Annotated in this window: 15 protein-coding genes, 1 tRNA gene and 1 pseudogene; 11 read left to right on the top strand and 6 right to left on the bottom strand. The window is 59.1% G+C overall.

Annotated elements, in window-relative coordinates; translation table 11 throughout:
* Window positions 1-42: 42 nt before the first annotated feature.
* Entirely contained in the window at window positions 43-744 is a 702-nt protein-coding gene (locus G5367_RS12075; RefSeq protein WP_304520825.1) for a short-chain dehydrogenase, read from the bottom strand.
* Window positions 745-832: 88 nt separating this feature from the next.
* Window positions 833-1,240, bottom strand: a complete 408-nt coding sequence (locus G5367_RS12070) for a helix-turn-helix domain-containing protein (RefSeq protein ID WP_033137628.1) — start codon at window positions 1,238-1,240, stop codon at window positions 833-835.
* 149 nt (window positions 1,241-1,389) lie between these two features.
* Here G5367_RS12070 and G5367_RS12065 point away from each other — a divergent pair, with 149 nt between their 5' ends.
* Window positions 1,390-2,289, top strand: coding sequence for an aldo/keto reductase (locus tag G5367_RS12065; RefSeq protein ID WP_421244259.1), 900 nt, complete (start codon window positions 1,390-1,392; stop codon window positions 2,287-2,289).
* A gap of 71 nt (window positions 2,290-2,360) precedes the next feature.
* Here the strand turns inward: G5367_RS12065 and G5367_RS12060 are convergent, their stop codons facing one another.
* Together G5367_RS12060 and G5367_RS12055 are read right to left on the bottom strand one after the other, a co-directional pair.
* Window positions 2,361-2,642 carry an RNA recognition motif domain-containing protein gene (locus tag G5367_RS12060; RefSeq protein WP_005337180.1) on the bottom strand — a complete coding sequence of 94 codons (282 nt, stop codon included), beginning with the start codon at window positions 2,640-2,642 and terminating at the stop codon, window positions 2,361-2,363.
* Window positions 2,643-2,858: 216 nt separating this feature from the next.
* Window positions 2,859-3,401, bottom strand: coding sequence for a hypothetical protein (locus tag G5367_RS12055; protein ID WP_421244258.1), 543 nt, complete (start codon window positions 3,399-3,401; stop codon window positions 2,859-2,861).
* Window positions 3,402-3,507: 106 nt separating this feature from the next.
* On the opposite strand from G5367_RS12055, the gene G5367_RS12050 reads away from it, so the two are divergent.
* The 10 genes and pseudogenes from G5367_RS12050 (at window position 3,508) to G5367_RS12005 (ending at window position 11,643) form a co-directional block, all read left to right on the top strand.
* Window positions 3,508-4,278, top strand: coding sequence for an amino acid ABC transporter ATP-binding protein (locus tag G5367_RS12050; protein ID WP_075115892.1), 771 nt, complete (start codon window positions 3,508-3,510; stop codon window positions 4,276-4,278).
* Window positions 4,271-5,068, top strand: a complete 798-nt coding sequence (locus G5367_RS12045; protein ID WP_150389275.1) for an amino acid ABC transporter permease — start codon at window positions 4,271-4,273, stop codon at window positions 5,066-5,068. The genes G5367_RS12050 and G5367_RS12045 overlap by 8 nt, the downstream gene beginning before the upstream one ends.
* A 2-nt stretch (window positions 5,069-5,070) precedes the next feature.
* Window positions 5,071-5,892 carry a transporter substrate-binding domain-containing protein gene (locus G5367_RS12040; protein WP_421244257.1) on the top strand — a complete coding sequence of 274 codons (822 nt, stop codon included), beginning with the start codon at window positions 5,071-5,073 and terminating at the stop codon, window positions 5,890-5,892.
* Complete coding sequence (locus G5367_RS12035) at window positions 5,892-6,797, top strand: amino acid ABC transporter permease (RefSeq protein ID WP_421244256.1); 906 nt, start codon at window positions 5,892-5,894, stop codon at window positions 6,795-6,797. The genes G5367_RS12040 and G5367_RS12035 overlap by 1 nt, the downstream gene beginning before the upstream one ends.
* A complete protein-coding gene (gene mepA, locus G5367_RS12030; protein ID WP_421244255.1) occupies window positions 6,791-7,528 on the top strand; it encodes a penicillin-insensitive murein endopeptidase in 738 nt (245 codons plus the stop codon). The genes G5367_RS12035 and mepA overlap by 7 nt, the downstream gene beginning before the upstream one ends.
* A 76-nt stretch (window positions 7,529-7,604) precedes the next feature.
* On the top strand, window positions 7,605-8,195 hold the full coding sequence (locus G5367_RS12025; RefSeq protein ID WP_164537055.1) for a LemA family protein: 591 nt from the start codon (window positions 7,605-7,607) through the stop codon (window positions 8,193-8,195).
* A complete protein-coding gene (locus G5367_RS12020) occupies window positions 8,192-8,917 on the top strand; it encodes a TPM domain-containing protein (RefSeq protein ID WP_164537056.1) in 726 nt (241 codons plus the stop codon). Before G5367_RS12025 ends, G5367_RS12020 begins: the two co-directional genes overlap by 4 nt.
* 20 nt (window positions 8,918-8,937) lie before the next feature.
* On the top strand, window positions 8,938-9,555 hold the full coding sequence (locus G5367_RS12015) for a TPM domain-containing protein (protein ID WP_164537057.1): 618 nt from the start codon (window positions 8,938-8,940) through the stop codon (window positions 9,553-9,555).
* 145 nt (window positions 9,556-9,700) lie between these two features.
* Window positions 9,701-9,788 (top strand) — tRNA-Ser (locus G5367_RS12010).
* Window positions 9,789-10,353: 565 nt separating this feature from the next.
* Window positions 10,354-11,643: pseudogene (locus G5367_RS12005) on the top strand (IS4 family transposase).
* 98 nt (window positions 11,644-11,741) lie between these two features.
* On the opposite strand, the gene G5367_RS12000 reads toward G5367_RS12005, so the two are convergent.
* Window positions 11,742-13,658: a putative bifunctional diguanylate cyclase/phosphodiesterase gene (locus G5367_RS12000; protein WP_421212156.1), complete on the bottom strand. Its 1,917-nt coding sequence runs from the start codon at window positions 13,656-13,658 to the stop codon at window positions 11,742-11,744.
* Window position 13,659: 1 nt separating this feature from the next.
* Entirely contained in the window at window positions 13,660-14,142 is a 483-nt protein-coding gene (locus tag G5367_RS11995) for a molybdopterin-dependent oxidoreductase (RefSeq protein ID WP_115520969.1), read from the bottom strand.
* Between the last annotated feature and the right edge of the window lie 3 nt (window positions 14,143-14,145).

The following is a 14,145-nucleotide window of genomic DNA, read 5'->3' as shown; positions in this document are numbered from 1 at the left end:
AATGTGAAGCCAATAGGCGTCCGGGGAACCCGCAGGGGGGATTTACCAGGGCAGCGGCTGACCGTTCAGATCCAATAGCTGTCCCGATTGAGTCAATGATAACCCCTTGACGAGATTGAGCAGTTTCACCGCCACCTCGGCAGGATCCAGCAATTGATCCGCAGGCAACTCGCTCAGAAAGGGGGTATTCATCGGGGAGTCCATCAAACCGGGGGCCACCGCCACCACCCCCGCGTGCGGGAAACGCTGCGTCCACTCAAGGGCAAGGGTTTTAACCCCCATGTCGAGGGCCGCCTTGCTCATCCGGTAGCTGTAACGCCCCCCCTCCCGGTTGGCGGTAATGGAGCCCGCCAGATCAGAGATGGCGCAGAGCCACAGCGGATGGTCATTGCCCATCAACCGGCTGAAACGGGCAGCCAGCGCCAGTGTTGGCCAGGCATTGGCCAGCAGGCTGTCGCACAGCCACTTGGGGTGCACCTCTTCGACCCGCCGCTCCGGCATAAAGCTGACATCGTGCAACACGCCGATGGTATTGATCACAACGGTGGGAAGCGGATCGCTATCGTAGAGGGTAAACAAGGCATCGAACGAGATGGCATCGACATCTGGCAGCGGGAAGAAGTCCTCCATCTCGATCCCTTTGGGATAGTTGCGCCCGGCCAGAAGGAAGGACTCCTCCCTTGCCATCAGCTCTCTTGCCAGCGCCGAGCCCAGCGCACCGCTTCCGAGGATCAAGTAGCTCATCGCCCGTTCCATGGATAATTTATCTTGCTTAGAGCGTATCAGAATAATCAACCGGCCGTGACACGACCAAAGGGTAATATGCCCCTCATCACGCTTCCCCCAGATGGCGACCAAACTCCCGCGCCAGCGCCAAGTCGAGAAAACCGTCCGCTTTCTTGTGGGTGCGCAAAAACTGGTAATAGGCGAGCAGGGTGACCAGTGCCTCCTCATCGGGCAACCCCACCCCGGGTTGCTGCTCACCCAGCAGTTGCTGCGCCGCCGCCAGCGCCTCCCTGTCCACCACTTCCGCCTGACGGTAGAGATAACCGCAACCGGTTGCCAGCCACTCCAGCGAGCAGTTGGCCCCCATGGCGATCTGGTTGGCCCGCGCCAAGCCAGGCTCGGCCCCCTTCAAATATTTGCGGATCAGCGCTTCACTGAGCCCCACCTTGCGGGCAAAGGCGCTCACGCTCATCTCCCCGATCAGGCTCTGCAAGCGCTCGGCAAATCCTTCCATCCAATTCTCTCCCCAACTCTCTTCGGTCAGAACCAAAGTTCGAATCATGCCACTGCCCATTATTGCTTTGCCAGCCACATGAGGCCAAGATGCCCGCAGTCATCTATGTTGCACATCGTTTTCGCATCGTGTTTTTCAAGGAGTCAACAATGTCTGTATCCCGTGTCGCCCTGCATCCGCAAGGCCCCACCTTCTCTCGCCTCATCATGGGTTACTGGCGCCTGATGGAGTGGCAGCTCTCTCCGGCCGCTCTGCTTGATCTGATGAAATATCATCTGGATCTGGGGGTCACCACCATCGATCACGCCGATATCTATGGCGGCTATCAGTGCGAAGAGGCCTTTGGCCACGCCCTGCGCCTCGAGCCTTCCCTGCGCAGCCGGATGGAGATCGTCACCAAGTGCGGTATCGCCCTCACCGCCAAGCCGGAGCATGCTCTCAACCACTACAACACCGGCAAGGACCATATCATCGCCAGCGCCGAAGCCTCGCTGCGCAAGCTCGGCACCGACCATCTGGACCTGCTGCTGATCCACCGCCCGGATCCTCTGATGAACGCCGATGAAGTGGCCGACGCCTTTATCACCCTGAAACAGGCGGGCAAGATCAAGCACGCCGGGGTATCCAACTTCACCGCCCGTCAGTTCGAGCTGCTGCAATCGCGCCTCCCCTTCCCGCTGGTCACCAACCAGCTGGAGATCTCGCCGCTCCATCAGGAAGGGACCCTCGATGGTACCCTGGATCAGTGCCAGCAACTCGGCATCAAGCCGATGGCCTGGTCATGCCTCGGCGGCGGCCGACTGTTCAGCGATGACGCCTATGGGCCGCTGCGTGCCGAGCTGGAGCAAATCCGTCAGGAAGTGGGCGTCCAGACTATCGAGCAGGTGGTCTATGCCTGGGTAATGATGCTGCCAAGCCAGCCGCTACCATTGATTGGCTCTGGCAAGCGGGAGCGGATTGCTGCCGCCGTGGCAGCCGAATCTGTCGAGCTCAACCGCCAGCAGTGGTTCCGCATCCGCAAGGCGGCGCTCGGCTACGACGTTCCCTAATCACAGCAAAACATTCAGAAACAAAAACGGCATGGGGGAAACCCATGCCGTTTTTTTATTGCCGAGGTACCTTAGCGGTGGCGCTGTTGCGGGCGACCACGGGGAGCATCTGTCTTCGGTTTGGCCTGGTTGACGGTGATGGTACGGCCACCGACTTCTGTGCCATGCAGACCAGCGATGGCCTTTTCGGCATCACCATTGACCGGCATTTCAATAAAACCAAACCCCTTTGACTGGCCGGTATCGCGGTCGATGATGATATCAACCTTGTCGACCTGTCCAAACTGGCTGAACAGGGTTTTCAGTTCGTCGGCCGTCATCCGGTACGACAGATTTCCTACGTAAATCTTCATGCCATCCACTCTCGATTCAAGGTGCCTTCTCTATGCAATTCCCAGCATAACGGTAAGGGCACAACCCCTATGCCGGACCTGCCATGGCTTCATGCCGTGGCCTTCTCCACACTGTCGTCAAGTGATTGATCTCTTGGGTTAACAGTGCAGACAAGATCAATTCGAGTCACTGGCAGTATCTGAGCTTTGCCGGGAATTGTCGAGAAAATAGTCGACTCAGGCCGATTGCAGATCTGACAACCGTTGCGCCAGCATCCGGCGACCGTGCCAGGCCCGTTTAAAGCCGAAGCGATAGACAGACGGGCTCACCAGATGGAGCTCCCCCGCCTTGAGATCCAGCAAGGCCATGGCCGCCGCCAGCTCCTCTTCATTCAGTTGCAGATCGAGGCTGAAGTCGAGCCACTGGCCGTCGTGACCCACTCGCCGCTCCCGCTCGAGCGCCACCAGCGTGCTGCGGGGCAGCGCCAGCGCCTCATCCTTGTTGCCATTGAGCAAATAGATATGCTGTTCGTCCCACCCCAGCTCCGCCAGGCGCCAGGGCTGCCAGCTGCGGGGCTGCGACACCATGATCCCGGTGATGCCACCAAAGACCACGCCCACCCAGTTGAGCAGCGCCATGGCGCCCCAACCATCCCACAAGGAGGCCGCCACCACGCCCCAACTCACCAGCAACAGCAGAAAAATGACGCAGCGATAGCGAACCGCTGGCGGCATCAACAGCTGCACCTGCGAACCGGCAAGCAAGGATGTAATACGCATGAAAAGCTCCTGTCATCACGAAATGGCGCCATTGTGAATAGCCATCAGGATGCTGACAAGGGGGTTTTCTTTGTCATCCCCCTATAAAATCAATACCATGGCGTAAATGATTCTCAGTGGAACCCGCTTCTTGACCAGCTCGCAACCCTGTGTGCGCTTTTGTGGCGTCGACAAATTCTATGGCGACTTTCAGGCTCTTCATCACATCGATCTCACCATTGAACGGGGAGAGAAGTGGGTCATCTGTGGCCCGTCAGGCTCGGGAAAATCGACCCTGATCCGCACCATCAACGGGCTGGAGGGGATCGACGACGGCCAGCTGTTCCTGTTTGGCGAGCCGGTGACCCCTTCCTACCTGCGCCGCCTGCAAGGTCGGGTTGGCATGGTGTTTCAGCAGTTCAACCTCTTCCCCCATATGACGGTGCTGGAAAACCTGATGGTGGCACCGGTGCATACCCTGGGGTTGCGCCCTCAGGAGGCCAAAGCCCGGGCGCTCGGGCTGCTCGAGCGGGTGCGCATTCAGGCACAGGCCGACAAGTACCCCCACCAGCTCTCCGGCGGCCAGCAGCAGCGGGTCGCCATCGCCCGCTCCCTCTGCATGCAACCCGAGCTTATGCTGTTTGACGAGCCCACCTCCGCCCTCGACCCCGAGATGATCCGCGAAGTGCTCGATGTGATCCGCGAGCTGGCTGACGAGGGGATGACCCTGATCTGCGTTACTCACGAGATGGGCTTTGCCCGTCAGGTGGCGGATCGGGTGCTCTTTATGGATGAGGGGAAGATCATCGAGTCAGCCCCGCCCGCCCAGCTGTTCAACGCCCCCCGGCATCCGCGCACCCGGGCCTTCCTCGAACAGGTGCTCAGCTATCATGGCTAGGCTCAAACGCCCCCGCCTGCTTGGCTGGTTGTCAGGCTCTGTGATGCTCTCTGCGCTACTGGGCTGGGCGCTCTATAGCGGCGCTCGCCAGATGGGCTATGAGTGGCAGTGGCCGCGGGTGTTGCCCTTTCTCGGTGAATGGGATGAGGGAACCTTTTATGCCGGCCCCTTGCTAAACGGCCTGCTGGTCACTTTGCAGGTGGCGCTGCTCAGTCTGTTGGGCACGATGGCGGTCGGTGTGTGCGTGGTCAGCCTGCGGCTGCTCCCCTCCCGGCTCGGCCCCTGGCTAGCCATCGCCTATCTGGCGCTGGTGCGCACCACGCCCCAGCTGGTGCAACTTTATATTCTCTATTTCTTGCTGGGTCCCATGCTGGGATTGGCCCCGCTGGCCTGCGCCGTGTTGAGCCTCTCCCTCTATCAGGGGGCCTTCACCGCCGAAGTGCTGCGTGCAGGTGTACAGGCCATTCCCAAAGGACAGTGGGAGGCAGCCCAGTCGCTTGGCTTGTCACGGGCTATCACCCTGCGCAAGGTGATCCTGCCCCAGCTGGTGCGCATCACCTTGCCGCCGCTCACCAACGAGCTGGTCTCCCTTATCAAACATTCGGCGCTGGTGAGTGTGATCGCCATCTTCGATCTGACCAACGAAGGGCGTACTCTGGTTGCCGATACGTTTCTGACCTTTGAGGTGTGGTTTACCGTGGCTGCCCTCTATTTGCTGTTAACCCTGACGCTGTCAGCATGTTCGCGGGCGCTGGCCCGTCACCTGAATCCGGATCAACAAGGACGCTAACCATGAATCTGTCATTCAAGACCACCCTGTCGGGCGCTGCCCTGCTACTGACAAGCCTGCTCACTCTGGCACTGGCACAAACTGCCCCCTCCGACACCCAGGCACAGATCGAGCAGAGCGGTACCCTGCGGGTCGGCATGTCCACCTTCGCCCCCTGGGCGATGCGCGACAAGCAGGGGGCCCTGATCGGTTTTGAGATTGACGTGGCCCGTCGCCTCGCCACAGATAACGGCTGGCAGGTAGAGTTCGTGCCTACCGCCTGGGATGGCATCATCCCCTCCCTGTTGGCGAAAAAATATGACGTCATCATCGGCGGCCTCACCATCACCCCCGAGCGGGAGAAGAGCGTGCGCTTCACCCAGGCCTACTCCCATTCGGGGGTGCAGCTGGCCGCCTCCAGCACCATGGCCAAAGAGAAGAAAACCGTGGCGGACTTCAACCAGCGCGGGGTGATCCTGGCGGTACGTCGTGGTGCCTCACCGGTACAGGTGGCAAAAGAACACTTCCCCAAGGCCACCCTGCGCCAGTTTGATGACGAGTCACAGGTATTTCAGGAGGTGCTGAACGGCCGCGCCCACGGCGCCCTCTCCTCTTCCCCGAAACCCGAGCAAGAGGCGCTGCGCCATCCGGATGCCCTCTTTATGCCGTTTGCCGAGCCGTTGGCACAAGGCGATGAAGGCTTTGCCCTGCGCAAGGGGGATGATGCCCTGGCTGAGCAGTTCAACGAGTGGATCGCCGCCCGTCAGGCCGATGGCTGGCTCAAGGCGCGCCATGACTACTGGTTCAAGTCGCTGGCGTGGGAAGCGCAGGTCGCTAACCCCTGATGCTGATGGCCCTCAAACAGACCATCCGGCGCATCGTCCGGAAGCCATGTCGGAACATCAACTGGCTGGATGGGGCGATCGCCCTGATCCTGCTGCTGGCTGGCCTCTGGCTGGCCAGCCGCTTGCACATCGGGGTGGCCTATCAGTGGCGCTGGCATGAGGCCTTCGATCTGCTGTTCACCCCAGGCCCTCACGGCGAGTTGCCCTACTTTTTCAGCGGTCTGCTCACTACCTTGCGCATCGCCCTGCTCGGCATGGTGCTGGCGCTGCTGCTCGGCACTGCGCTGGGGGTAGCCGCCTTCAGCCGCCGCCCCTGGCTGGTGATGCCCGCGACCCTGTTTATCCAGCTGATCCGCAATCTGCCGCCGCTGGTCTTTATCTTCATCTTCTACTTCTTTATCGCCAACCAGCTGCTGCCTGCGAGCGGCCTCTCCCGCTGGCTCGGCACCGTATCGCTCTCCCCGTGGCAAGAGGCGCTGTTTGGCCCACCAGCCCGCTGGGAGAACCTCATCTCAGGCACCCTCTGCGTTGGCATGATCAGCGCAGCCTTCGTCGCCGAGATCGTCCGCGCCGGGCTGGCTGCCATCCCCCGTGGCCAGTGGGAGGCGGCGCAGAGCCTCGGGCTCTCCCCCTGGGTGCGGCTGCGCCATGTGATCCTGCCGCAGGCCATGCTGCTGATGTTGCCCCCCCTCACCGGTCAGCTCATCGCGCTGGTGAAGGATACCGCCATCGTTTCCCTTATCTCGGTGCAGGAGCTCACCTTCGTCGGCACCGAGATGGCCAACTCCAGCGGACTGGTCTACGAGATCTGGCTGCTGGTGGCCGCGGCCTATTTATTGATATGTTTGAGTCTGTTCGTATTGCTGAGCCGACTCGAAGCAAGACAAGGAGCACGCAGATGCTGACGTCCCTGTTGCTGGCGACCGTATTGCAAGCGGAAGCCATCGGCGGTTATGCCGCCGGTTGCCTGAAAAACGGCGTATCCCTGCCCCTCGAAGGGCCGGGTTATCAGGTGATCCGCACCAAGCGGCTACGCTACTACGGCCACCCCGACCTTATCCACTACCTGCAAGCGCTGGCCAACCAGACCCGCATGGCCGGGCTGCCGGATCTCTACATCGCCGATCTGGCGATGGCCCGGGGCGGCCCCTTTACCTCCGGCCATCGAAGCCATCAGACCGGACTCGATGCCGATATCTGGTTTCGCATGGCCAACCACCCCATCAGCAAGTGGGAGCAGGATGCCCCCAAGGAGTGGGCGCTGATCGACGAACCCAGCTACAAGATGTTGCCGGGCCGCTTTGGCCCACAGCAACTCACCCTGCTGCGGCTGGCGGCCAGCAAACCCGAGGTCGCCCGCATCTTTGTCAATCCGGTGATCAAATCCGCGGTCTGCCAGCAGGCTGGTAACGAGCCCTGGGTCGCCAAACTGCGCCCCTGGGTGGGCCACTTCAGCCACTTCCACGTACGGCTGCGCTGCCCGGTAGGCAGCCCCGATTGCGAACCACAGGCCCCCATTCCGCCCGGCAACGGCTGCGGGGAAGAGCTGTCCTCCTGGCTCAAGGACAAGCCCCAACTGCCCAAGGTCTCCGGCATTAACAAACCACCAATACTTCCTGCGCGTTGTCGCAACTGACCCCAAGCTGGTATGGTGATGCACTATTCGCAAGGCGCTATACGTTCCATTCAAAATTGCATAGGAGAACAACAAGATGGCCACATCACTCTGGCGCAGAACCGCGCAGAGCCTGTTGACCCTGACCCTGCTGCTCAGCCTGACCGGCTGCGGCATGAACAACATTCCGACCCTGGATGAGCAGGTCAAGGCGAGCTGGGGACAGGTGGAGAACCAGTATCAGCGCCGCGCCGATCTCATCCCCAATCTGGTCGCCACAGTCAAGGGCTACGCCAGCCATGAGCAGGAGACCCTAAAGGCGGTCACCGATGCCCGTGCCCGGGTCGGCAGCGTGCAGGTGAGCGATCCTGCCCAGCTCAAGGAGTTTGAAGCGGCGCAGAACCAGCTCTCCAGCGCCCTCTCCCGCCTGATGGTGGTGGTAGAGCGCTACCCCGAGCTGAAAGCGGATCAGCAGTTCCTTGCCCTGCAGGCCCAACTGGAAGGAACCGAGAACCGCATCTCGGTGGCTCGTCGCGACTATATCGAGGCGGTACGCCAGTTCAATACCGAGATCCGCACTTTCCCCGGCGTTATCTGGTCCAAGCTGCTCTACTCGGATCTGGAGGCCAAACCCAGTTTCAGTGCCAAACCCGGTGCCGATGAGGCGCCCAAGGTCAGCTTCCAATGAAGATGATGCTGCGCTGGTTTCTTCCCTGTCTGCTGCTCTGGGCCAGTGCCCTGCAAGCGGCACCGGACTTCCCGACGCTGAGCGGACGGGTAGTGGATGAAGCCAGTCTGATGTCCCGCAAACAGGCCCATCAACTGACCCAACAGCTGGCCGCCTTTGAAAAGCGCAGTGGTATCCAGCTGGTGGTGGTCTCTGTCGATAGCCTCGATGGGGAGACCATCGAGGAGTACGGCTACCAGCTCGGTCGCCACTGGGGGATCGGCCAGAAAGGCAAAAACAATGGCGTGTTGTTGCTGATCGCCCAGGATGAGCGCAAGGTGCGGATCGAGGTGGGATATGGGCTGGAAGGCGCCCTGCCCGACGCCATCGCCGCCAACATCATCCATGGCCGCATCCTGCCCGCCTTCAAGCGCGGCGATATGGTGGCCGGGATCATGGCGGGCAGCCAGAGCATCATGAAGGCACTCGCCGGAGAATATCAGCCGGTCGAGCAGCCAAAGAGTGACAACGGTGGCGGCCCCTGGCTGTTTATTCTGGTGGTGATTGCGATGATCGTGCTCCACAACCTGCGCGGCGGTGGTGGCGGTGGGCCAGGAGGACGACGTCGGTCGGCCTATATGGCTGGTGGATTGGGTGTCGGCTCCTTTGGTGGTCGCTCCGGCGGCGGATTCAGCGGTGGCGGCGGCAGTTTTGGCGGCGGCGGAGCCTCCGGTGGCTGGTAACAGGAGTAAAGAGACAAATCATGATTTCTAAACAGTTCTTCCACACGCTTCAGGCAAAGGTGCGCGAAGCGGAGCTAGAGACTGATGCTGAACTGGTCACCGTGCTGGCCCCGGCCAGCGATGGCTATCGCTACATTCCCACCCTCTGGGCGGCGCTGCTGGCGATGCTCACGCCGCTGCTGGTGTTCCAGCTCGGCTTCTGGCTAGGCTGGTACGAAATCCTGCTGGTGCAGTGGTCGGTCTGGCTGCTGCTGAGCCTGCTGTTCCACTGGACCCCCATCAAGATGCGGCTCATCCCGAAGAAGGTTTGCCAGCACCGGGCTGCGCTGATGGCTCGCCTGCAATTTGTCGAGCAGGGGCTGCACCGCACCCGCGACCGGCTCGGGGTGCTGATCTTCGTCTCGGCCGCCGAGCACTATGTAGAAATACTGGTGGATGACGGCATCGCCCAGCATATCGACAACGGCCAGTGGCAGGAGATCATCGACGACTTCGTGGCGCGCGTGCGCAACAAGGAGATCGAACAGGGTTTTCTGGAGTGCGTGGAGCGCGTTAGCGCCATTCTGACCGACGCCTTCCCGGCCACCCGGGATCAAAACGAGCTGCCGGACAGTCTGATCATCCTCGATAAGCCCTGATCCGGTTTAAAAAACCGGCATTCTGCGCAAGGGTTAAGCATTCGGAAAAGATTATGAAAAATAAGGGGAAAAGAGGTTGACCCACACAGTCCTTTCCCCTAAATTACGCCCCGTTCCAGCGTAACAGCGCAGCGAACGAAAATTTGGTGAGGTGTCCGAGTGGCTGAAGGAGCACGCCTGGAAAGTGTGTATACGGCAACGTATCGAGGGTTCGAATCCCTCCCTCACCGCCAAATTTAAAAAAACCGACCTCAGGGTCGGTTTTTTGCTTTCCGGAAAAACAAATACCGGACAAGTATTGCAGCGACAAGAACAGGTGGACGCTCTCGCCAGGCCCTCGCCTCTATGAGCAACACCACTCCAACTCGACGGCTCAATCCAATAGACCCCGGCACATCCCATTCAACAACGGGTGGGAGATGAACTTGCTCATCGCCGCCAGTATCATTTGTCGGCATTCGCCCTTCTTCTGCTGAAGGGAGAAACCTCATCCAGAACGCCCCTTAGAGCAACAGTAGGGCACTACAAGTCGCGTCGGTGGCCACACCCACACTTCTTCTTATCACTCCATATGACCACGGCCAGGCTGTCACCGCGTATCGCGCCGTTATGACAGCAGGAAGGATAACTAAAAGGCGTGGTACCTTTTTACTCTCATCTACGGCTCACTGCGTCCTTACAACCTGGCGTGCTTACAAAAAAAGGCCGCTCAATGAGCTAATGCCGATCAGTTAAGGATCTGATCGATCATTCTGCTGTGTAAAAATCCAGAACATGTTGATTGGTTTCGGATTTTTTATGCATATAGCTCAAGTTTCCGACTTCCTCTACGCCAGCAATGCCGCTCAGTTCGAGTCACTCTCAGACCTCATTCCTCCCGAGCTCATCACAACGCAGCTCGCCGAAGAGGATGTCGCCACCCTGCGTCATCGCCGTATGCCAATGGAGCGTCTGGTACGGATCATCATCGGCATGGAGATCTTCCGCCGCATCCCCATGACCCAGCTAGTCAATCAGCTCGATATCCTTTTGCCCGGCAACCGCCCTTTCGTTGCCCACAGCGCTTTCCTGCAAGCTCGCCAAAAACTGGGGGACAAGATTATCGAACGGCTGTTTCACGAAACCGCATCGCGCTGGCACCAGCAGACCCCCCGCTTGGGCCACTCGCCGTCGATGGTGTGGTGCTACCCCGAACAATGCCGCTGTCTTTACCAAACCTGGCACGCGGCATGGCGAGACTGCCTATCCGCAAGTAGGCATGCTCTGCCAGATGGGGCTCACCAGCCACCTGCTTGTACAAGCGGTCATAGAGAGCTGCGGCGTCAACGAGATAGTACTGGCCAAGCAACTCATCGCGCACACCGGACCACTCGCTCACCCTGTTCGACAAGGGGTTCTGCGCCCTCGACTGCTCCACGCATGGCAAACAACCGGCAGCGAACAGCACTTGGTTGCTGCCACTCAAAAAGGGCTCCCAATAAGCGGTGGTACGCAAGCAGGAGGTCAGAATGCTCTGGTGCATCTCAAAACCAGTCCACAGGCGAGGAGGAAGTGCCCGCAACTGGCTGGCATGGTGGCAGCGTGCTTGCTGACCCGCCACATCAATGGCAAGGAGCGGCAAGTGCTGACCTCGATGGTCGACCCGATGCGTTTCCCGGGCGCCGACATTGTCGAGCTCTATATCCAGCGTAGGGAAATCGAGTTGGGCTGTCGGGAGATGAAGCACAGCCTGCAACAACATCGGCTGACCCTGCCTGGCAAAAAGGCGGCGGGGATACAGCAATAACGGTGGGGCGTGTTGCTGGCGTACAACCTGCTGCGCACCAGATGGTGATGATGGCGGCGAGTTTGAACGAATACACGGCGAACCAGCGGAGTTTTCACATGGCGTCGATGTCACTCATCCATGAACTGAGCTGCATACCGTACCTGTCACCGGGGCGTCTCCCGAAGCGGATGACAGAGCTGGAGAAGCAGGCAGTTTGTGCTGCAGGCATGACGGGAGCGGAGTTACCCCGCAGTGTGAAGCCAAGACCAGAGAAGTATGGAGTTAAAAAATCCAATAAAAACAATGTCACTCAGGCTTAACTGACTGGCATTAGCGACCACATGGTCGCCTTCTTTATTGATTCGGCTAGAGGAACAACATCAGATAGCTTGTGGTGAAGATGAAAAGATACAGCTCTCTAACCCAGTGCGACCTCCTGCATGATGCTCCGATTGATAAAGTAGCGATGGCAGAACAGCAAAAAGTCCTGCACCGGCAAGGGTCTCGAGTAGAAGTAGCCCTGAATTTCGTCCACCCCGATACTCAACACCGCATTCAGCTCATCGTTGTTCTCCACTCCTTCCGCCACCACCCGCACACCGAGCTGATGAGAAAGACTGGTAATCGCCTCGACGAACAGGGCCTGTCGGGTGTCATTGTCGATGGCTGTGATAAATGAGCGGTCGATCTTGAGCTTGTCGAAATAGAGTTCCCGCAAGTAGGAGAACGATGACCAGCCAGTGCCGAAATCATCGAGAGCCACGCGCACTCCGATCTGACGCAGGGTGTCGATGATCTGCTTGCTCAGCTCTATATCATCCAGAGCAATAGTTTCGGTCAGCTCGACGATCAGCTGTTGCAGGCTTAGTGGTCCATCTTTCATGTTCTCTTCCAGCTGGGCTGCCAACCCCATATTGAACATGGAGCTGGAAAGGTTAACCGAGATCTCCAGCGGCTCAATCAAGTCGCCAGGGAAAGTGGCAAGATCATGTTGCAAGCGCCGGAAGACCCATAATCCCAGCGCCTCACCCAAGCCGTTCTCCTCAGCGAGCGAGATGATGTCCAGGGGCGGTATAAAACCGTACTCAGGATGATTCCAGCGGATCAGCACCTCAGCCCCCAGTCGCACCCTACCTTGACCACGGACAATGGGCTGATAGTAGAGGCTCAACTGCAAATTACTGTGGTGCTGGATCAGCTCGCGCAACTCGGTCGACAAACGGCGGTTACGCAGATAGTGCTGATACATGCTGCTGGAGAAAACCACGTAACGATTCAGCCGCTTGCGCTTGGCACTGTCGAGAGCGATATCGGCAAACAGCAGCATCTCCTCCGGCGTGTGTACCGGTCGCACGTACTGGCTGATCCCCATAAAGACCCGTACCCTGTGGGCGGGGTCGGTCGCCAAGGCGAGCCCGGCAAGCTCATTACGCAGCTGTTCCAGAAATGGAAAGCGCAGATAGGTGGGCATGACACCGGAAATAATGATGGCAAACTCATCGCTACCTGTGCGGGCGGCAAAGATACCGTCAACCGATACCGCGCGGATCCGCCCGGCCAGTTGCGTCAGCAATGCATCCCCCGCCTCGTAGCCCAAGCTGTCATTCACCTCCCTGAAATGACCAAGATCCACCAGACAGACAGTCACACTACTGGGACGCCCTTTATGTCCCGTCAGCTGTTTGAGGTGTTTGATCAGGGAGGCCCGATTTGGCAAACAGGTTAACGCATCATTCCACGCCAGAAAGTGCTGGTGGCGCACTTCGCGAAACAACATCAGCAGCATCACCACGGTCGCCAGCATCAGGAAGGCCAGAATGAAAAAGTTCTGGGTACGCGACGAATTGAGCACCTCCCGCTGGGCAATGGCGGATGGGCCGGTGAAATTTTTCACCATCACATCGCGGATCGCGGCCAGATCCCGCGCCAACTCCTCGGCGAAGCGAGCAAGTTCTTTTGAATCTCGCCCTCCACTGATCACGTCCTGCTCATACTTCTCGAACAGGGCCATGATATTGCCTGCTGCCTGTTCAGCCCCAAAACGCGTTCTCACTGGCCTGGCTTCATCCCCGTGCAGGAAGACATCGAGCCGGTTCCAGGCAATATCAAAGCGCTTGTTCATCTCCTCCTGACTGGTCGAACCGGTACGATAGAGAGAAAGAGCCTCATCAAAGCCACGGATTTCCAGCTCCAGCTGCGCCAACGCCCAGGCGGAGAGTTGGGTATAGCGGGTCACAGCATTAAAAGCACGGTCATAGTTCCAGACCGACCAGATGGCGACCCCCAAAAAGGTAGTCACCATCAGGATCAAGCTCAGAAACTTGCCGCGCAGCATCTTATTTGCTCTCAATCGCCGTCAGTTGCCACACCATCCGGCTGTGATAGAGCTCCTTGTTCAGCTCCGGGTGATCAGAGAGGGGATAGATGATCCAGAGCGGCCCCTTGTTGCGCAGGGTCAACGCCTTGCCATCCTGCTTCTCGGCCAGCAGTACCGCATATTTATCTCCATCTTCCAGCGGCACAGCCGCCCAGTAATCATTGATGGCGACCGCCTTGACCTCCCCACTCTTGAGACCATACATCTTGACCAGATCTCGCAGCAGCACGCCACGATAGGTGTGGTCCCCCTCGGTCCAGGGGGTCTCGGTCTTGACCTCTGTCTGAGGTAAGGCCTCAAACTCGGCCCGGGTCAACACGACCTCTCCTTTACCATGGCAGCAGCCATCCCCCTTGATCTTGAGGAAGGGATCATCAGCCAACACCATGCCAGAAACGAGACAGCCGGATAACAGCAGCATCCTGCCAAGCCATCCACCCATGAT

This window comes from Aeromonas sp. 604282 (assembly GCF_049170575.1).
GTDB classification, from domain to species: Bacteria; Pseudomonadota; Gammaproteobacteria; order Enterobacterales; family Aeromonadaceae; genus Aeromonas; species Aeromonas veronii_A.
This window is presented reverse-complemented; position numbering and strand designations above follow the sequence as displayed.